Genomic DNA, 18,437 nt, shown 5'->3' with positions numbered 1-18,437 from the left:
AGTAATTAACAGAATTGTTAATCAAAGTTTCTTTAAAATAATTCTAAATACGTTACATATTTTAAGCAAAGTTTGTTGATAACTTAATTGAGTCGTAAATTTGTAAAACAAAACTAACAACAAATGAGCGGATTTTTTAAATCTTCAATTGGTAGAAAGTATGCGATGGCGCTTTCTGCTTTATTTTTAATGTTTTTTCTACTTCAGCATTTTGCTATTAATATTTTATCGGTGTTTAGTCCAAACGCATTTAATGAGGCTTCTCATTTTATGGGTACTTTTTGGGCTGTGCAGTATTTATTACAACCGATTTTAATTTTTGGAGTAATGTACCATTTTATAATGGGCTTTATTCTTGAATTTAAAAATAGACAAGCAAGAGTGGTAAAGTATGCAAAAAACAATGGAGCAGCTAATTCTAGCTGGATGAGTAGAAATATGATTTATAGCGGTTTGGCTATATTAGGTTTCTTAGTACTACATTTTATAGATTTCTGGTTGCCAGAAATTAACACTAAATACATCCAAGGCGATATGTCTGGATTATTAGCAGATGGTGAAGGCTTTCGTTATTACGAAGAGCTTACACACAAATTTGTTAACCCATTAAGAGTTGGCGCTTATGTTTTGGCATTTGTGTTTTTATCTTTACACCTTATGCACGGATTTAGTTCTGCGTTTCAATCTTCTGGAGTTAGCTCTATGAGAAAACAAAAGCTTCAGGCTTTTGGTAAGGCTTATGCTATAATAATTCCTTTAGGATTTATTTTTATAGCCCTTTTTCATCATTTTAATCATTAATAATATAGTATCATATGTCTGTATTAGATTCTAAAGTACCTAAAGGCCCTCTTAAAACTAAGTGGACCGATTATAAAAACCATATAGATTTAGTTAACCCAGCTAACAAGCGTAACATAGATGTTATTGTTGTTGGTACAGGTTTAGCTGGTGGTTCTGCTGCTGCTACTTTAGCAGAGTTGGGCTACAATGTAAAAACATTTTGCTACCAAGATTCTCCGCGTAGAGCACACTCTATTGCGGCACAAGGTGGTATAAATGCAGCAAAAAATTACCAAGGAGATGGAGACTCTACCTACCGTTTGTTTTATGACACGGTTAAAGGTGGTGATTATCGTTCTCGTGAAGCAAACGTTTATCGTTTGGCTGAGGTATCAGCAAATATAATAGACCAGTGTGTTGCTCAAGGGGTTCCTTTTGCACGTGATTATGGCGGATTGTTAGACAACCGTTCTTTTGGTGGTGTATTAGTTTCTAGAACTTTTTATGCTAAAGGACAAACAGGTCAGCAATTGTTGTTAGGCGCATATTCTGCAATGAACAGACAAATTGCGCGTGGTAAAATTACTCCATTCAATCGTCATGAAATGCTAGACGTTGTTAAGGTAGATGGTAAAGCTCGTGGTATTATTGCTCGTAACTTAGTTACTGGTGAAATAGAACGTCATTCTGCTCATGCAGTAGTAATTGCCTCTGGTGGTTATGGTAATGTATATTTCTTATCTACCAATGCAATGGGTTCTAACGCAACAGCTGCTTGGAAAATACACAAAAAGGGAGCGTTTTTCGCAAACCCTTGCTACACGCAAATTCACCCAACTTGTATACCTCGTTCAGGAGACTATCAATCTAAATTAACATTGATGTCTGAGTCTTTACGTAATGATGGTCGTATTTGGGTTCCAAAGCATATTGAAGACGTTAAAGCAATTCGTGAAGGCAAGAAAAAGCCAACCGATTTGTCTGAAGATGAAAGAGATTATTACTTAGAAAGAAGATATCCTGCATTTGGTAACTTAGTACCGCGTGATGTTGCGTCTAGAGCAGCAAAAGAACGTTGTGATGCTGGTTACGGTGTTAACGCAACTGGTGAGGCAGTTTATTTAGATTTTGCTTCTGCAATTGAGCGTTACGGTAAAGAACAGGCTAAAATTCACAATATTACAAATGCATCTAAAGAAAAGATATACGATTTAGGTAAGGCTATTGTTGAGGCTAAATACGGTAACTTGTTCCAGATGTATGAGAAAATTGTAGATCAAGATCCATACAAAACACCAATGATGATTTACCCAGCGGTACATTACACAATGGGTGGTGTTTGGGTAGATTATAACTTAATGACTACTGTAGACGGTTTATATTGTATTGGTGAGGCTAACTTCTCTGATCACGGTGCAAACAGACTAGGAGCTTCTGCTTTAATGCAAGGTTTAGCAGATGGTTATTTTGTGTTGCCTTACACAATTGGAGATTATTTATCGCATGAGATTAGAACGGGTAAAATACCTACTGACACTCCAGAGTTTGATGCTGCTGAAAAAGAGGTTAAAGATAAAATTGACTTCTTTGTAAACAATAACGGTAAACACTCTGTAGATTATTACCATAAGAAATTAGGTAATATTATGTGGGAGAAATGTGGTATGTCTCGTAATGCTGAAGGGTTAAAAGAGGCAATGGTAGAAATTAAAGCACTACGTGAAGATTTCTATAAAAATGTAAGTGTACCTGGTAATGCTAATGAGTTAAATAGCGAATTAGAGAAAGCAGGCCGTGTGGCAGATTTCTTAGAATTAGGTGAGTTGTTTGCTAAAGATGCACTTGTTAGAGAGGAATCTTGTGGTGGGCACTTTAGAGAAGAATCTGTAGAATTAGACGGCGAACAAAAAGGTGAAGCTAAGCGTAACGATGAGGAGTTTGCTTTTGTTTCTGCTTGGGAATATAAAGGAGAACCTGGTGATGCTGTATTGCATAAAGAGGAGCTAGAGTTCAATGAAATAGAATTAAAACAACGTTCATACAAATAAGATAGACATTATGAATTTAACACTTAAAATTTGGCGTCAAAAAGATGCTCAGTCGAAAGGTAAAATGGTCGATTATAAAGTGACTGAGATCTCAGAACATATGTCTTTCTTAGAAATGATGGATGTTTTAAACGAACAATTAATTAACTCTGGTGAAGAGCCAGTAGCTTTTGATCATGACTGCCGTGAGGGTATTTGTGGTATGTGTTCTATGTATATTAATGGTGAAGCACACGGTCCGGATAGGGGTGTAACTACTTGTCAATTGCATATGCGTATGTTTAAAGACGGTGATACCATTACAATAGAACCTTTTAGAGCAAAAGCTTTTCCTGTTTTAAAAGATTTAGTTGTAGATAGAGGTGCTTTTGATCGTATACAGCACGCAGGTGGTTATATATCTGTAAATACTTCTGGTAATACGCAAGATGCTAATGCTATTCCTATTTCTAAACACGCTGCAGATGAAGCTATGGATGCTGCAACTTGTATTGGTTGTGGTGCTTGTGTAGCAAGTTGTAAAAACTCTTCTGCTATGTTATTTGTTGGTGCTAAAGTATCTCAGTATGCTTTATTGCCACAAGGGCAAGTTGAAGCTGTAGACCGTGTTAAAAATATGGTTGCTCAAATGGATTTAGAAGGTTTTGGTAACTGTACAAATACTGGAGCATGTGAAGTAGAGTGTCCTAAAGGAATTTCTTTAGAAAATATTGCACGTATGAATCGTGAGTTTTTATCTGCAAACATTAAAGGATAAGCTAAAATAAGTTACAGTGTAACTATTTTGTATAAAATTAAAAATCCCAAGTTGTGTATACAGCTTGGGATTTTTTATAAATTGTATTTGCTATTCTGCGTAATTAGGAATGTATGTGCTGCCAGTTATAATAGCTTTTATGTCTTTTTCTAAGCTTATTATAGGAGATTCTACAATACGGTTAATTTCTTTACCGTTTTTAAAAAAAATAAAAGTAGGTACGTGTGTAATGTTTAACCCTTTTTCTTCTCCTCCAGGGCTTTTTTTGTAATTATTTTTTGCATTATCTACCGCTACTAAACTAAAATTTTCCATTGGGTAGTTTGCTGCTTCTAATGCTTTGTAAAACGGTGGTGTTTCTCTTTTGCTATCACCGCACCAGGTACCCATAAAGGCAACTATTTTGTACGCTTTTAGTTTGTCTTTTATTGTGTTTATTGTTTCTGTGTCTACCTTATAATCGTTGTAGTTGGGTGTAAACCAATTTTCAAATGAATTTTTTGTTAGGTCAGACTTGCTAATTTTACCTAGTAAGCGTTCTCTGTTGTTGTGGTCTTTAGGTACCTGTGCAGAAGCTACAACGGTAAACAAAAATAACGCTAGAAGTTGAGTGGTGTGTTTTGCTTTTTTCATTTTAATTAGATTTAGCACTAAGTTACATGGCTTTAATGAGCTAATCAAACGCTTTAAGGCTATTTTAGTATAAATTAATAGTATCTTATATATGTTTTGTATTAATTGCCTTAAGTGGCTTATTTTAATTGATTTTTTGAGAAAATAAAAAGGAGCTACATTTTACTAAATGTAGCTCCTTTTAATGTCTTTAGTTTAAACTCATTTATGAAAGCATAAATAGTTTTTTCGTTAGGCTAATAACTCCAGAAAAGAAACTTTTCTTGTAAATTACTTTCTCTGATGTTGGGTAAATTTGGGCATTCATAATTTAGGTTGTTAAAAGTTTTAATTTGGGGTTAAACTTATAATACAATGTAAATATAGGTGCATCCTTTAAAATTGTAAAACAATTGTTGTAAAACGCTACTTTTATGTTGTATACCTACATTTTTTGTTTAAATATCCATTTCAGGAACGTCTCCATCTACAATTAAAGTACCCTTTGTGGCTTTCTTTATTTCATCTACAGTTACACCTGGAGCGCGCTCTAAAAGTAAAAACCCTTCTTTAGTAACCTCTAAAACAGCTAGGTTTGTTACTATTTTTTTTACACAACCAACACCAGTTAAAGGTAAGGTACATTTGTCTAATAATTTAGACTCTCCTGCTCTGTTGGTGTGCATCATAGCAACAATAATATTTTCTGCAGATGCAACTAAGTCCATAGCCCCACCCATACCTTTTACCATTTTTCCAGGTATTTTCCAGTTGGCAATATCTCCGTTTTCAGAAACTTCCATAGCGCCTAAAATAGTAAGGTCTACGTGTTGCCCTCTAATCATACCAAAACTTGTTGCAGAGTCAAAAAAAGAAGCTCCTGGTAAAGTTGTTATGGTTTGTTTACCAGCATTAATGATATCAGCATCTTCTTCTCCTTCAAAAGGGAAAGGGCCCATACCCAATACGCCATTTTCACTCTGAAACTCAACACTTATATCATTGTTTACAAAATTAGCTACTAAAGTAGGTATGCCAATACCTAAATTCACGTAAAACCCGTCTTGTACTTCTTTTGCAATGCGTTTAGCTATTCCGTTTTTATCTAGCATAATAGTTACTATAAAATTGAATATTTTTTTAATTAGATAAGTTACCTGCGTCTTATCATATATTTGTTAAAGGTATTGGTTGCGCTACTTTCTACGGACATAAAAAGTATTGGAATACCAACTGCAACTGTTCCAATAGCGCCAAAAATAGACCATAATATTATTGCAGATACAAGGCCAATTATAGCGCCTATTACTATTAATCTCTTGTCTTGTACTGCTGTAATTTTATTAATATGTACTTTTTCTTTAGAGTTGCAACTTGTGCAATTAGCATTAAAACTATCGCCAATTTTCATATGTAAATCTCCTCTGGTTGCAATTACTGGTGTGTAATAATTTGTTGCTTTGCAAGAAGGACATCTATATGCTAATTTCATAAGGCACTTTCTGTATTACTCTTTAGCTCTAACAGTACGTTGTTCTATTCTTTTTTGATAATCTTTTCCTTGAAAAATTCGTTGCACAAATATTCCTGGAATATGAATTTCATTTGGGTCTAAACTTCCTGCTGGTAAAAGTTCTTCAACTTCGGCAACAGTTATTTTGGCAGCACCACACATAACAGCATTAAAGTTACGGGCTGTACCTTTAAAAATAAGGTTCCCTGCTTCGTCACCTTTCCAGGCTTTTACAAAAGCGAAATCGGCTTTAGCAGCTTCCTCTAAAACATACATTTTGCCATTAAACTCTCTTGTTTCTTTCCCTTCTGCTACCTCTGTACCGTAGCCGGCAGGAGTGTAAAAAGCCGGAAAGCCAGATTGTGCAGCTCTACATTTTTCAGCTAAAGTGCCTTGTGGTGTTAATTCTACTTCTAGCTCACCACTTAGCATTTGTCTTTCAAATTCATCATTTTCACCAACATATGAAGATACCATTTTTTTAACTTGACGTTTTTGTAGTAATAAGCCAAGTCCAAAATCATCTACACCTGCATTGTTAGATATGCAAGTAATATTTTTAACGTTTAGGTTAACAAGCTCTTCTATTGCGTTTTCTGGAATGCCGCATAATCCAAAGCCGCCAACCATAAAAGTCATATTGTCTTTTACGCCTTTAAGGGCTTCTTTAACGTTTGCTACTGTTTTTCTAATCATTTTAAATAAGAATTAATTAAAAATCAAGATCTTCTATGTCGTCATCAACACGCTGATCTTGTTGCATTTCTTTTCTAACCTTGGCGCAATCTACATTAATAGATAGGTTTTTAGGTTTGGTAAATGCTTTGTCTGATATGCCTAAATCTTTATCTGCATAATTTGCTTTCATATACATACCCCATATTGGTAAAGCCATTGTTGCTCCTTGGCCGTATCTAATACTTCTAAAGTGGGTTGCTCTATCTTCCCCACCAACCCAAACGCCAGTAACTAGGTTTGGCACCATACCCATAAACCAACCATCACTTTGGTTTTGTGTAGTTCCTGTTTTACCAGCAATTGGGTTGCTAAGTTCGTAAGGGTGACCAGTCATAACTTCTTTGTAAAATTTTGCATTTGAACTACCTGATCTAAGTCTGGCACCAGAGCCTTCGTTGGTGACACCTTCCATTAGGTTTACAACGGCATAAGCAACATCTTTACTCATAACATCTCTTGTTTCTGGAGTATACTCATAAAGTACTGTGCCGTTTTTATCCTCTATTCTGGTAACCATTACGGGTTTTACATACACACCTTGGTTTGCAAACGCACCATATGCACCAACCATTTCATAAACACTCATGTCTGCTGTACCTAGTGCAATAGATGGTACTTCTGGCAATTCTTTAGTAATGCCTAATTTTTTTGCCATTTGTACTACTGGTGCAGGGCCAACTTCGTCTATTAATTTTGCTGTAACAGAGTTTACGGATTTTGCTAGAGCTTTTTTAAGTGTCATCATTTCTCCAGAATACTTACCGTCTGAGTTTTTAGGACACCAAGCGTCTGTGTTACCGTGTTTGCCAGCTGCAATACAATGTTGTGTGTCCATAATAGAATCACAAGGAGATAAACGCAATTGGTCTATAGCGGCAGCATACACAAACGGTTTAAATGTAGAACCTGCTTGTCTAGACCCGCTGTATACATTGTCATACTGAAAATACTTATAGTTTATACCACCAACCCAGGCTTTAACGTGCCCTGTTTGTGGTTCCATAGACATCATAGCTGTTCTTAAAAAAGATTTGTGATATCTAATAGAGTCTAAAGGAGACATTACAGTGTCTTTGTTTTTAGTTTTGGTTGTCCAGCTAAAAACCTTCATTGGAATTGGCTTTTTAAATGCTGCTCTAATTTCCTTTTCAGATTTTCCGTTTCTTTTCATAGATCTCCATCGGTCTGAAGTTTTCATACCTCTTTCCAGTATTCTATTTACCTCGTCCTTGTTTAGGTCTAAAAATGGAGCGGTTTTATTACGTTCTGGTGTATTTTGAACAAAAAACTCAGCCTGTAACTTCGTCATATGTCTTTCTACTGCTACTTCTGCGTTTTTCTGCATTCTAGAGTCAATAGTGGTGTAGATTTTTAATCCGTCTAAAAATAAGTTCCATTTGTCGCGCTCTCCTTTTAATGCAGGCTTAGGGTTCTTTTTTGCCCAATCGCTCATAAAACCTTGTAAGTACATTCTAAAATACGTTGCAAGACCTTCTTTATGGTTTTCTGGGGAAAAGTTTAAGCTTAACGGTGTTTTTTGTAATGAGTCTTTTTCTTTTTGAGTAATGTAGCCATATTTTGCCATTTGCGCTAACACTACATTTCTACGATTTAAAGTTCCTTCTGGGTTTCTTTTTGGGGTAGGGTTGTATAAAGATGAATTTTTAAACATACCTACCAGCATCGCAGATTCCTTAACATCTAAATCTTTAGGTTCTTTGCCAAAGTAAATACGAGAAGCAGAACGTATACCATCTGCATTATTACCAAAATCATAAATGTTAAAGTACATTGCTATAATTTCTTCTTTAGTATACTGGCGCTCTAAACGAGTTGCAATAACCCATTCTTTAATTTTTTGAGTATAACGTTGCCATCCTCTTGCAGCTTGGCCTGTAAATAATTGCTTTGCTAGCTGCTGAGAAATTGTACTTGCGCCTCCCTTTTTTCCTAGGTAGAAAAATGCTCTTAGTGTACCACGGGCATCTATTCCAGAGTGCTCAAAATAACGAGCATCTTCTGTTGCAACCAAAGCATCTACTAAATGTTTAGGCAATTGCTCGTAAGCTACATCTGTTCTGTTGTCTTCAAAATAGTACTTGCCTAATAACTCACCATCTGAGGAGATAATTTGACTGGCTAAATTTGTTTGAGGATTCTCTAAGCGTTCAAAATCTGGTAACTCGCCAAAAGCATTCATAGATGCTAATAAAAATATAAGCACCACAGATATAATACCTACAACAAATAATATCCAAAACCATTTAATAAACTTAAAAAATGGTTTACTTTCTTTTTTCTTTACAGCCTTTGCCATTGCTATTCTTTAATTTTTTCTATTTGATACCCAACATCAGTGATGCCTTCTAAATTTACTATGCCGTTTACATTGCCATTTTTGCGCATAGCTTGTGAAATTTGTAATGTATATACGCCATTTTCTGGAAAAACGATGTTTTCTTTAAGCCAAAGCTTATTTTCTTTAATACTTCCGTTTCCTTTACCTAACCACTCACCATTAGGCTCTGCCATTTGGTATTCTAAGGTGTCTTTAATAACAGTTCCGTTAGGAAAACTTAACTCTGATATTAAAAATAAGTTACTGTAAGGAAATGTATTGTCATTTCTTAGGTTGATAAATACATTATACCTGCTGATTGTGTCTGGTGCATTAAATGAAAAACTCATTATTTCATCTTTATTCCAAACACCATTTTTAGTTGCCTTGTATTTGGTTTCTATAATATTAGAGTTGCAGGCACCTAAGAGTACAAGTAAAAAAATGATAAAACTATTTCTTAGCATTTTTTGTGGGTCTTTTTTTGTTAGTGTTGCTGTTACTATTTGGGTTGTTATTTTTTTTGTTTGCAACAGGTCTTTTTTTAGCCGGACTTTTAGCCTTGTTACTCTTGCTATTAGGGTTTGACTTTGGTTTTGACCTCTTATTATTAGGGTTGTTGTTGTTGTTGTTGTTGTTGTTGCGCTTTTTATTATTGTTGCGTCTCTTTTTGTTAGACTTTTTTGGTTTGTCAAAACGAGTTAAACTGTCTTGGCCAACAACATTTTCAAACACCATTGCTTTTTCTTCAACTATGTTTTCTACCGCATAATCTTCTAAGCTAACAATTTTTTCTTTTTGCTTGTTTAAGGCAACAAGTTCATTTACTTGATCTTTGGTTAGCATATGCCAGTTTGCGGCATCATCTCTGTAAGAAAACCATAACATTTCTTTGAAAATGTCAGTTTTTTGGCAGTATGCAACTCCTTTTTCTGTAAATATTTTAGTGTCTTGACTAGGAAAATCCTTCAAGGCATCTAAATACACATCTAACTCATAGTTTAAGCAACACTTTAGTTTACCGCATTGGCCAGCTAGCTTTTGTGGATTTAAAGAAAGTTGTTGGTAGCGGGCAGCAGCAGTACTTACAGATCTAAAGTCTGTTAACCAAGTAGAGCAGCAAAGTTCTCTACCACAAGATCCAATTCCGCCTAAACGTTGTGCTTCTTGTCTGTAACCAATTTGGCGCATTTCTATACGAATAGAAAATGCCTTTGCCATATCTTTTATCAACTGTCTAAAATCTACCCTGTCTTCTGCTGTGTAGTAAAATGTAGCTTTAGAGCCATCTCCTTGAAACTCAACATCAGATATTTTCATCTCTAAATTAAGTGCAATTGCAATTTCTCTGGCTCTCTTTTTAATAGCCTCTTCTCTATCTCTGCAATTTTGCCAAGTATCTACATCTTTTTGACTAGCTTTTCTGTATAGTTTTAGAATATCTTCACTATCTAAAGCAACTTTTTTCTTTTTCATTTGCACCCTTACAAGCTCACCTGTAAGTGTTACCATACCAACATCATAACCAGATTTTGCTTCGGTTACTACTAAGTCTCCTATTGCTAGAGATAATTTATCTGTGTTTTTAAAAAACTCTTTTCTACTATTTTTAAAGCGTACCTCTACGCAATTAAAAGGCTCTGCGCCGTTTGGCAACGACATATTAGAGAGCCAATCAAAAACCGTTAATTTATTACAGCCATCTGTTCCGCAAGTACCATTGTTCTTACATCCTTTTGGTTGGCCGTCTTTACCAGTTGAACAACTGCTACAACCCATATTATATATATTGATTTGACACTAAAAACAAAGCTGCTTTGTGCCAAAAAAGGTTCATATTAATTTACTTAACCGTAAAGATACTATTTTTAAGTTGAAATAAATAAGACAGTACTTTATTGTAAAATGTTAATTATTTAAACTGAATAAAATAGCTTTTTATTGTCTGCTGTTTTAATGTAAAAAAGCTGCTAAAAACAAGTGTTTTAGCAGCCTTTATTTGTGTGGGGAAGTTTAGAGTTAAAATCTATTTTTTGTATTTTAAAACCTCAGATCTTCCTTTTTTAAATATTTTGTTGCTTACCGTTTTACCACGTCTAAGCTCTTTTTGTGTTTCGTAAGGCAGTGCGTGTATTTCTTTGCACTCTGTAGAACAACAATTGTCCATTTCTTCGGCACATTTTTTACACTGTATAAATAATAAATGGCAAGCCTCGTTAGCGCAGTTTACGTGTGTGTCACAAGGATCTCCACATTGGTGACAGTTGGCAATAACATCATCAGTTATGCGCTCACCTCTTCTGTGGTCAAAAACAAAGTTTTTACCAATAAACTTATTTTCTAGGTTTTTATCAGTTACCTGTCTGGTATACTCTATTATACCACCTTCTAGTTGGTAAACGTTTTTAAAGCCTTTGTGTTTGTAGTAAGCACTAGCTTTTTCACAACGTATACCACCAGTACAATACATTACTAGTTTTTTATCTTCTTTGTGGTCTTTTAAATCGTTCTCTATAATATCTAAAGAGTCTCTAAAAGTATCTACATCTGGAGTAATAGCATTTTTAAAGTGACCAATTTCACTTTCATAATGGTTGCGCATATCAACCAACACCGTATTTGGGTCTTCAATAAGCTCGTTAAATTTTTCAGCATTAACGTGTACACCCTTGTTTGTAACATCAAAAGCATTGTCGTTTAAACCATCAGCAACAATTTTATTACGCACTTTTACCTTTAATTTTAAAAAGGACATATTGTCTTGTTCAATGGCAATATTTAGTCGTACATTTTCTAAAAATGTAATACTATCTAAATGTGCTTTAAAGGCATTAAAATTTTCTGCAGGAACAGATAATTGAGCGTTTATACCCTCTGTTGCTACATAAATACGTCCAAGAACCTCTAATTGGTCCCAGGTAATAAATAAGTGATCTCTAAATAAAGATGTGTTGCCTATGTGCGCATATTTGTAGAAAGAAATGGTTAGGCGTTCCTTACCAGCCTCTTCAATAAGGGCTGCTCTTTCCTTGGCGCTTAATGTATTGTACAGTTGCATGCTATACTAATTTTATTAAGTTAAAGAATAGCAGCAAAGCTATAAAATATTGAGGTTTTGGGCAACAAAAAAGGGTTATAACATATAGTTAAACCCTTTTTAGATGCTTTTTCCGACTTAACCAACAAAGCGGAAAAATAAACCTGCCTTAAAAATGTAGAATCTTAAGGCACCTTCGTTTTAAGATTGAAGGTGAACACACCTTGTAGATGCAGCTTTGGTAAAAAGGTTGCGTTGGCATTGTATTATGACAAAAGAAATGGTAATTTAGCGGTACAAACACTATTAGAAATGAGCAACGAAAAAGAAGCAAAATTAAAAGCGTTAAAATTAACTTTAGACAAGCTAGATAAGACTTACGGTAAAGGATCTGTAATGAAGATGGGAGATAAGGTTGTAGAAGATGTAGCTGTTATATCTTCTGGATCTTTAGGTTTAGACATTGCCTTAGGCGTAGGTGGTTATCCACGTGGTAGAGTTGTAGAAATATACGGACCAGAATCTTCTGGTAAAACAACATTAACGTTGCATGCTATAGCAGAGGCTCAAAAAGCTGGTGGTATTGCTGCTTTTATAGATGCAGAGCACGCTTTTGATCGTTTTTATGCAGAAAAATTAGGAGTAGATATAGATAATTTAATTATTTCTCAGCCAGATCATGGAGAGCAGGCTTTAGAAATTGCAGATAATTTAATTAGGTCTGGAGCTATTGATATTGTTATTGTGGATTCTGTTGCCGCTTTAACGCCTAAAAGTGAAATTGAAGGTGAAATGGGTGACTCTAAAATGGGGTTACATGCCAGACTTATGTCGCAAGCACTACGTAAACTAACAAGCTCTATTAGTAAAACAAATTGTACTGTTATCTTTATTAACCAGTTAAGAGAAAAAATTGGGGTTATGTTTGGTAATCCAGAAACTACTACTGGTGGTAATGCATTAAAATTTTATGCTTCTGTACGTTTAGATATTAGAAGATCTACACAAATTAAAAATACAGATGGTGATGTGCAGGGTAATAAAACAAGAGTAAAAGTTGTTAAAAATAAAGTTGCACCACCGTTTAGAACTACTGAGTTTGATATTATGTATGGTCAAGGTGTATCTAAAGTAGGAGAGATTTTAGATTTAGGTGTGCAATACGAAATAATTAAGAAAAGTGGATCTTGGTTTAGTTATGGCGATACAAAACTTGGTCAGGGTAGAGATGCTGTTAAAAGTATTTTAGCAGATAACCCAGAATTGCTAGAGGAATTAGAAGTAAAAATTAAAGATGCTATAAAAGCAGTTACAGCTTAATTTTTATTTATAAAATAAACAGTTTTACCCAAAAATGGGCCTAAAACATTCAAAATCCCGATTTTTTCGGGATTTTGTCGTTTTTAACGCAACCTTACCATTTAATAATCATCTATAAAGCAACAATATAATAATTACAACATGAAAAAAAGTTTAAGTATTTTAATGCTTGTGATAGTAAGTTTATCTTTTAACGCTTGCTCTTTAGATGATGATGATAATACTAATTTTAAATACGTAAATTTAAAGGTGTTAAGTGCAGAAGTGCCAGAGGCCTTTGAGTACGGAGAAAGGTATACCATATTTGTTACATACGCTAATCCTAATACGTGTACCTATTTTGAAGGGTTTGACATTCACAAGCATCAGTTAACAGAGCGTGAGGTTTACCCTATTGGAACAGAGTTAATAGGTAATGATAACTGCCAAGAAAGTACAGAAGAGGTAGAAGTGTCTTTTGATTTTGAGGTAATTTATAATGAAGATTACTTATTTAAATTTTGGACAGGGCAAAATGCAGATGGTGAAGACCAGTACATAGAAATTACAGTACCAGTAAACCAATAAAATATTTTATAACCAACCATTTTACGTTTTTTGGACTTAAATGAAACTATACATAATTGTGTAAAAGGAAATAGAGCAGCACAAGAGCAGCTTTACCGCCATTACGCTCCTATGCTTTATGGTGTTTGTTTAAAGTATTCTAAAAATAAAGAAGAGGCAGAAGACAATTTGCATGATAGCTTTATGACCATTTTTAATAAAATTGGTCAGTTTAAGTTTAATGGTTCTTTTGATGGTTGGATAAAACGAATTACCGTTAATACTGTTCTGCAGAAATACAGAAAAGAAACTTACGTAGCTATAAAAGAAGAAGAAAAGATTGAAGAGCCAGTTGAAGTAGAAGTTACAGAAGACTCTCCCTCATTATCAATGCTTTTAAGTTACATACAAGAGTTGCCGTACAAATACAGAACAACGTTTAATTTATATGTGTTAGATGGCTATACGCACAAAGAAATAGGAGATTTGTTGGGTACAACGGCAGGTACATCTAAATCTAACTTAGCTAGAGCGCGACAAATTTTAAAGGATAAAATAGAAAAAACAAAGCTAAAAATAGTAGTTTCCATAGTGCTATTTTGTTGGTTGCAATTTTAATTGTAGTCAGTATATAATAATTAAAATGAGTAAAGAAAATTTAGACAAGCTGTTCCAGTATAAGTTTAAAGACTTTGGACAAGTGCCAGATGATAAAGTTTGGCAGCGGCTTAATGCGTCTTTAGACGATAAGAAAAAAGATAGGTTTGTAATTCCTATTTGGTGGAAACTTGGCGGAATAGCTGCTGTTTTTGCTTTGTTGTTTTTTGCGGTAAAACCTTTTTTTATGGCTGATGATGCATTAGTGCCTGCAATTACAGATACAGAAAAGGTACTGCCTAATATAGATACAGAAATTGTAGATAAGAATGCAAAAATAAATGGAGAGGACACTACTGATAAAAACAATATTAATTTACCTATTAATGAAGGCTCTGTTGTAACTACTACAAATAAAGAACACGGTAATAATGCATCTGTAGTCAATAAGAATAAAGGTAATACTCATACTTTTACAGCTACACAAAAACATAAAGTAACTAGAGAAGAAGCTACAACCTTATTAACTGTTAAAAACAGAGAGAATAGTGCTATTGCAGCTGCTTTAGTTAAAAATGCGACAAAGCACAACAAAGAAGTAGGTAATGTAGATAGTGTTGAAACAAAATCAACACCAAACTTAAAAGAAGAAAAAGAACAACTTTTTTCTAAAGAAATAGAAGAAGCAGTTGTAAGTACAGATACTGTTGGTAAAAAATCTATTTATGATGCCATAAAAGAGGCTGAAGAAAAAGCTGTTGTGTCTGTAAAAAAAGACAAGTGGTCTGTAGGTGCTAATGTGGCACCAGTATATTTTAATTCTTTAAAAGACGGTTCTCCAGTAGACCCTAGTTTTGTATCTAACTCAAAGTCTGGTAATGTAAATATGAGTTATGGAGTAACTGTTGCTTATGCAGTAAATAAAAAATTAAGCATACGATCTGGAGTGCATAAGGTAGACTATGGTTACAATACTAATAATGTATTTTTTAAATCTGCTTTTGATCCTAAAAGTAACAATATGGTTAGCACAATAGATTATAGTGCAAATGCAGAAAGTATTGTTATACAAACAGATTCAGATGCACTTTTAGTGCCGAGCAGTCCAAAATCAGAGGAATTTAGTTATGCAAATAAAAGTACTAGTAGAGAGGGTAAAATGGTACAGCAATTTGGGTATTTAGAGGTTCCTTTAGAGCTTAATTACGCGCTTACAGAGGGAAAATTTGGTGTAAACCTGATAGGCGGTGTAAGTTCTTTGTTTCTAGTAGATGATTCTATCTCCTTAGAGTCTGATGATTTAAGAACTAAAATAGGAGAATCTAATAACATAAATAGCCTTAATTTTAGTACTAATATTGGTTTTGGACTTAATTATATGTTTACGCCTAAAATGCAGTTAAGTGTAGAGCCAATGTTTAAATACCAATTAAATACATTTTCTAATAGCTCTGGAGATTTTCAGCCTTTTTCTATGGGCGTTTATAGTGGTCTTAGTTTTAAGTTTTAGATTCTTTTATAGAATATAAAAACCTTATCAAAGGTATTTTGTGTAGGTTTATTCTTGTTTTTATATTGTGTTTTAACATTTCTTAAATATTATCAATATGAAAAATCTTTTAAGCTTTTTGCTATTTGCACTTATTTTTTGGGGCTCTTATGCTCAAAACAATAGCAATGAAGTTACAGACATTATCTCTTATGTTGTAGCAAAAGATACATTAGTAAGTAAGCTTGAGGGCATTGCATTGTCTAATAAAATTAAAAGTGGTGTAATAACTAAGCAAGATAGTATTACTTATGCAGTGCAAAAAAAGTCGCTAGAATTGAGAGTTTTTAAAAAGGCAGATAATGAAGCTTTTAGGTATTATTTAGAGATGGATTCTAAAAATAATAATAGGTTAGCCAAGTACTTGTCCAAGGAAATTGTTACTAAGGTAATTAAAAGCATACCAGAAAATAGTATTCATAATATACTGGACTTAAAAGACAAGGGTGTAGTTGCTTATGATAAAGAATCTGTATCTGGCAGGTGTCATTCATTTTCTAACCCTATAGAAATTAGTTCCAATAGGTATATTGTTTATCATTATTTACTGCTTAATATGGACTCTTGGATTAATGAGTTTATTATTTATAAGATTATTAATGATGAAATTCAAATAGAAAAAACTATTGAAGTTGAATACTATTAAAAATAGTACTATTGTTATTAAATCTTTTCTATTTAAAAAAGAGATGAAAATTTATATGTTAGTGATACATCTATCTAAAATGAAATACCAGTTGGTTTTTTACTTTGCAACTCTTTAAGTATAACGTTTCGCACATCTTCTCTTAATGTTGCTTTGTGTTCTTCATTTAACTCCTTGGTTTCAAAAAAGGAATGAATTTTTACACGCAATAAACCTGGGCTTCCACTAAAAAAGGTAAAAGAAAAACGTTTTTTACAGTCTAAAAATGTCATAGGTACAATAGGTATTTTATGAGCTATGGCCATTTTAAAAGCACCATCTTTAAACTCATCTAAAATAACGTCTTCCTCTGGCACGCCACCTTCAGGAAAAATACAAATACTTAGTCCTTGTTTTAATCTTCTTTGTGCACGCATATACACAGCAGTTCTACTTTTGGTATTACTTCGGTCTACCATAATACAAACGCGTTTGTAAAAGAAACCAAAAAGCGGAATTTTAACCAATTCTTTTTTACCTACAAATACAAAAGGGTTTCTACTAGCGCGCAACATAAGCATAATATCTAGCATACTAGTGTGGTTAGCAACTAGCATATAGCTTTTTCCTTTTTCAATTTTTTGTTCTCTTTTTATTTGTTGCGGACAGCCCATACCTAATAAAATTGGTCTGGCCCAGCAGTTACGCGCCAACCAAAAAAAGTAAGGGTACCATTTTTCTTTAATACAAAACACAAATAATAATGGAAAAAATAAGAGTATAGGCAGTGCCACAAGTATATAAAACCAAATGCGGTAAAGTAAGTGACCTATGTTTTTTAAAAAAGTGAACATAACTTCAAAAATAGCAATTAATTAAAACTATGGTTAAAAAAGTTTACTTTTTAATCGCATCAAACTAAAAAAAGCAAAAACCAAAATGTTGGTCTATTCTTCTATTTGCATTACCTTTGATTTTTACAATTATTTTAAATAAAATGGCAAGAGTTTTAACAGGAGTACAGAGCACAGGAGTGCCACATTTAGGTAATATTTTAGGTGCAATTATGCCAGCAATAGAAATGGCAAACGACCCTAAAAACGAATCTTTTCTTTTTATAGCAGATATGCATTCGCTAACGCAAATAAAAAACGGAGAAGAATTACGTAACAACACCTATGCTGTAGCTGCTACTTGGCTTGCTTTTGGTTTAGATATTGAAAAAACTGTTTTTTACAGACAGAGTGATGTTCCGCAAACCACAGAATTATCATGGTATTTAAGCTGTTTTTTTCCGTACCAAAGACTAACTCTAGCACATTCCTTTAAAGATAAGGCAGATAGGTTAGAAGATGTTAATGCTGGTTTATTTACTTACCCAATGCTTATGGCAGCAGATATATTGTTGTATGATGCGGAGATTGTGCCTGTAGGTAAAGACCAAATGCAGCATTTAGAAATTACTAGAGATGTAGCGTCTAGATTTCATGCGCAATTAGGAGAAACATTTGTTTTGCCGCAAGGTAAGGTGCAAGAGGAATCTAAGTTTATTCCGGGTACAGATGGTACTAAAATGAGTAAGAGTAAAGGCAACTTAATTAATTTGTTCCAGACCGATAAGAAGTTGCGTAAACAAATTATGGGTATACAAACAGATAGCACACCAATGGAAGACCCTAAAGACCCAGAAGGTGATAATGTGTTTGAGTTATATAAAATATTAGCAACAACAGAGCAGGTTGATGAAATGCGTGCTAAATATAAAGGTGGTAATTACGGATACGGACACGCAAAACAAGAGTTATTTGAGCTTATTGTTGATAAGTTTGCAGATGCACGTGAAAAGTATAATTATTACATGAATAATTTAGATGAGATAGATGCAGCACTTGCTAAAGGAGCAGCAAAGGCAACTGCGGTTGCAACTGAGGTGCTAAGTAGAGTAAGAGCAAAAGTAGGTTATTAACTTTTGCC

18 protein-coding genes are annotated in these 18,437 nt (G+C 34.0%); 9 read left to right on the top strand and 9 right to left on the bottom strand.

Annotation, left to right across the window (positions count from 1 at the left end; translation table 11 throughout):
• The first annotated feature begins 123 nt into the window (after nt 1-123).
• Genes JM80_RS03360 through JM80_RS03350 form a run of 3 tightly spaced genes read left to right on the top strand, consistent with a single transcriptional unit; the run spans nt 124 to nt 3,588 of the window.
• Entirely contained in the window at nt 124-801 is a 678-nt protein-coding gene (locus tag JM80_RS03360; RefSeq protein ID WP_013620978.1) for a succinate dehydrogenase cytochrome b subunit, read from the top strand.
• 14 nt (nt 802-815) lie between these two features.
• Nucleotides 816-2,831 (top strand): fumarate reductase/succinate dehydrogenase flavoprotein subunit, encoded by a 2,016-nt coding sequence (locus JM80_RS03355; protein WP_013620979.1) that lies wholly within the window; start codon nt 816-818, stop codon nt 2,829-2,831.
• A gap of 10 nt (nt 2,832-2,841) precedes the next feature.
• Complete coding sequence (locus JM80_RS03350) at nt 2,842-3,588, top strand: succinate dehydrogenase/fumarate reductase iron-sulfur subunit (RefSeq protein WP_013620980.1); 747 nt, start codon at nt 2,842-2,844, stop codon at nt 3,586-3,588.
• 90 nt (nt 3,589-3,678) lie between these two features.
• Here the strand turns inward: JM80_RS03350 and JM80_RS03345 are convergent, their stop codons facing one another.
• The 8 genes from JM80_RS03345 to JM80_RS03310 all read right to left on the bottom strand — a co-directional run bounded on the left by JM80_RS03345 (nt 3,679) and on the right by JM80_RS03310 (nt 11,847).
• A complete protein-coding gene (locus JM80_RS03345) occupies nt 3,679-4,221 on the bottom strand; it encodes a thioredoxin family protein (protein WP_144709218.1) in 543 nt (180 codons plus the stop codon).
• 437 nt (nt 4,222-4,658) lie between these two features.
• Nucleotides 4,659-5,312: a 3-oxoacid CoA-transferase subunit B gene (locus JM80_RS03340; protein WP_013620982.1), complete on the bottom strand. Its 654-nt coding sequence runs from the start codon at nt 5,310-5,312 to the stop codon at nt 4,659-4,661.
• Nucleotides 5,313-5,353: 41 nt separating this feature from the next.
• Nucleotides 5,354-5,692, bottom strand: a complete 339-nt coding sequence (locus tag JM80_RS03335) for a hypothetical protein (protein ID WP_075694850.1) — start codon at nt 5,690-5,692, stop codon at nt 5,354-5,356.
• Nucleotides 5,693-5,707: 15 nt separating this feature from the next.
• On the bottom strand, nt 5,708-6,409 hold the full coding sequence (locus JM80_RS03330; RefSeq protein WP_013620984.1) for a CoA transferase subunit A: 702 nt from the start codon (nt 6,407-6,409) through the stop codon (nt 5,708-5,710).
• A gap of 16 nt (nt 6,410-6,425) precedes the next feature.
• Entirely contained in the window at nt 6,426-8,768 is a 2,343-nt protein-coding gene (locus JM80_RS03325; protein WP_013620985.1) for a penicillin-binding protein 1A, read from the bottom strand.
• Between the two features lie 2 nt (nt 8,769-8,770).
• Nucleotides 8,771-9,256: a gliding motility lipoprotein GldH gene (locus JM80_RS03320; protein ID WP_013620986.1), complete on the bottom strand. Its 486-nt coding sequence runs from the start codon at nt 9,254-9,256 to the stop codon at nt 8,771-8,773.
• Nucleotides 9,243-10,568 carry a regulatory iron-sulfur-containing complex subunit RicT gene (locus JM80_RS03315; RefSeq protein WP_144709217.1) on the bottom strand — a complete coding sequence of 442 codons (1,326 nt, stop codon included), beginning with the start codon at nt 10,566-10,568 and terminating at the stop codon, nt 9,243-9,245. Before JM80_RS03315 ends, JM80_RS03320 begins: the two co-directional genes overlap by 14 nt.
• 247 nt (nt 10,569-10,815) lie before the next feature.
• The gene (locus JM80_RS03310; protein ID WP_034644124.1) at nt 10,816-11,847 is read right to left on the bottom strand and encodes a rhodanese-related sulfurtransferase; all 1,032 of its coding nucleotides are present in this window, start codon (nt 11,845-11,847) and stop codon (nt 10,816-10,818) included.
• 291 nt (nt 11,848-12,138) lie between these two features.
• On the opposite strand from JM80_RS03310, the gene recA reads away from it, so the two are divergent.
• From recA to JM80_RS03285, 5 genes are all read left to right on the top strand, one after another.
• On the top strand, nt 12,139-13,146 hold the full coding sequence (gene recA / locus JM80_RS03305) for a recombinase RecA (protein ID WP_034644323.1): 1,008 nt from the start codon (nt 12,139-12,141) through the stop codon (nt 13,144-13,146).
• A gap of 141 nt (nt 13,147-13,287) precedes the next feature.
• Nucleotides 13,288-13,713 (top strand): hypothetical protein, encoded by a 426-nt coding sequence (locus JM80_RS03300; protein WP_034644121.1) that lies wholly within the window; start codon nt 13,288-13,290, stop codon nt 13,711-13,713.
• Between the two features lie 30 nt (nt 13,714-13,743).
• Nucleotides 13,744-14,310, top strand: a complete 567-nt coding sequence (locus tag JM80_RS03295; RefSeq protein ID WP_034644117.1) for an RNA polymerase sigma factor — start codon at nt 13,744-13,746, stop codon at nt 14,308-14,310.
• Between the two features lie 25 nt (nt 14,311-14,335).
• On the top strand, nt 14,336-15,799 hold the full coding sequence (locus tag JM80_RS03290; RefSeq protein ID WP_144709216.1) for an outer membrane beta-barrel protein: 1,464 nt from the start codon (nt 14,336-14,338) through the stop codon (nt 15,797-15,799).
• Between the two features lie 97 nt (nt 15,800-15,896).
• Entirely contained in the window at nt 15,897-16,484 is a 588-nt protein-coding gene (locus tag JM80_RS03285; RefSeq protein ID WP_144709215.1) for a hypothetical protein, read from the top strand.
• Between the two features lie 74 nt (nt 16,485-16,558).
• Here JM80_RS03285 and JM80_RS03280 read toward each other — a convergent pair whose 3' ends face one another.
• Nucleotides 16,559-17,317: a 1-acyl-sn-glycerol-3-phosphate acyltransferase gene (locus tag JM80_RS03280; RefSeq protein ID WP_144709214.1), complete on the bottom strand. Its 759-nt coding sequence runs from the start codon at nt 17,315-17,317 to the stop codon at nt 16,559-16,561.
• Nucleotides 17,318-17,460: 143 nt separating this feature from the next.
• Between JM80_RS03280 and trpS the strand changes: the two genes are divergently transcribed.
• Nucleotides 17,461-18,429 (top strand): tryptophan--tRNA ligase, encoded by a 969-nt coding sequence (trpS, locus tag JM80_RS03275; protein WP_038505528.1) that lies wholly within the window; start codon nt 17,461-17,463, stop codon nt 18,427-18,429.
• Nucleotides 18,430-18,437 lie beyond the last annotated feature (8 nt).

Source organism: Cellulophaga sp. RHA_52 (genome assembly GCF_007827205.1).
GTDB lineage: Bacteria > Bacteroidota > Bacteroidia > Flavobacteriales > Flavobacteriaceae > Cellulophaga > Cellulophaga lytica.
The sequence above is the reverse complement of the archived record's forward strand: the minus strand, read 5'-3'. Positions and strand labels throughout refer to the sequence as shown.

Coding starts and splice junctions, on each gene's coding strand:
- JM80_RS03300 (WP_034644121.1), top strand. CDS start 13,288: ATGAAAAAAAGTTTAAGTATTTTAATGCTTGTGATAGTAAGTTTATCT.
- trpS (WP_038505528.1), top strand. CDS start 17,461: ATGGCAAGAGTTTTAACAGGAGTACAGAGCACAGGAGTGCCACATTTA.
- JM80_RS03355 (WP_013620979.1), top strand. CDS start 816: ATGTCTGTATTAGATTCTAAAGTACCTAAAGGCCCTCTTAAAACTAAG.
- JM80_RS03330 (WP_013620984.1), bottom strand. CDS start 6,409: ATGATTAGAAAAACAGTAGCAAACGTTAAAGAAGCCCTTAAAGGCGTA.
- JM80_RS03350 (WP_013620980.1), top strand. CDS start 2,842: ATGAATTTAACACTTAAAATTTGGCGTCAAAAAGATGCTCAGTCGAAA.
- JM80_RS03335 (WP_075694850.1), bottom strand. CDS start 5,692: ATGAAATTAGCATATAGATGTCCTTCTTGCAAAGCAACAAATTATTAC.
- JM80_RS03340 (WP_013620982.1), bottom strand. CDS start 5,312: ATGCTAGATAAAAACGGAATAGCTAAACGCATTGCAAAAGAAGTACAA.
- JM80_RS03285 (WP_144709215.1), top strand. CDS start 15,897: ATGAAAAATCTTTTAAGCTTTTTGCTATTTGCACTTATTTTTTGGGGC.
- JM80_RS03360 (WP_013620978.1), top strand. CDS start 124: ATGAGCGGATTTTTTAAATCTTCAATTGGTAGAAAGTATGCGATGGCG.
- JM80_RS03315 (WP_144709217.1), bottom strand. CDS start 10,568: ATGGGTTGTAGCAGTTGTTCAACTGGTAAAGACGGCCAACCAAAAGGA.
- JM80_RS03325 (WP_013620985.1), bottom strand. CDS start 8,768: ATGGCAAAGGCTGTAAAGAAAAAAGAAAGTAAACCATTTTTTAAGTTT.
- JM80_RS03280 (WP_144709214.1), bottom strand. CDS start 17,317: ATGTTCACTTTTTTAAAAAACATAGGTCACTTACTTTACCGCATTTGG.
- JM80_RS03345 (WP_144709218.1), bottom strand. CDS start 4,221: ATGAAAAAAGCAAAACACACCACTCAACTTCTAGCGTTATTTTTGTTT.
- JM80_RS03320 (WP_013620986.1), bottom strand. CDS start 9,256: ATGCTAAGAAATAGTTTTATCATTTTTTTACTTGTACTCTTAGGTGCC.
- JM80_RS03290 (WP_144709216.1), top strand. CDS start 14,336: ATGAGTAAAGAAAATTTAGACAAGCTGTTCCAGTATAAGTTTAAAGAC.
- recA (WP_034644323.1), top strand. CDS start 12,139: ATGAGCAACGAAAAAGAAGCAAAATTAAAAGCGTTAAAATTAACTTTA.
- JM80_RS03310 (WP_034644124.1), bottom strand. CDS start 11,847: ATGCAACTGTACAATACATTAAGCGCCAAGGAAAGAGCAGCCCTTATT.